This window comes from Frankia sp. Mgl5 (assembly GCF_023242985.1).
In the GTDB taxonomy this organism is placed as follows: Bacteria; Actinomycetota; Actinomycetes; order Frankiales; family Frankiaceae; genus Parafrankia; species Parafrankia soli.
This window is the reverse complement of record NZ_JALKFY010000240.1, coordinates 1-252: the sequence shown is the minus strand read 5'-3', so window position 1 is coordinate 252 and position 252 is coordinate 1. Positions and strand designations below refer to the sequence as shown.

The following is a 252-nucleotide window of genomic DNA, read 5'->3' as shown; positions in this document are numbered from 1 at the left end:
GTACGCCACTGTCGAAAGTAAACTAAGGCCAAGCCCCTGCCACCAGACCACCATGGAATCACCTCGCAAACGAAAGAATGATTGCTGTCGCGACCGCTACCGACAAAGCTGTTAACCCCGCTTCCACTCCACGGGCGATTCCCGCCATCAAGTCACCCGCCATGAGATCGCGAAGCGCATTCGTTACGGCGATACCAGGAAAGAGCGGCAGCATCGTACCGACAATCATTAGATCAAGATGCAGAAAAGGGA

Annotated in this window: 1 protein-coding gene; it reads right to left on the bottom strand. The window is 54.4% G+C overall.

Annotated elements, in window-relative coordinates:
- Nucleotides 1-58: 58 nt before the first annotated feature.
- Nucleotides 59-252, bottom strand: a 194-nt coding sequence (locus tag MXD62_RS09180) for a threonine/serine exporter family protein (protein ID WP_248828942.1), incomplete at its 5' end; no start/stop codon positions are given.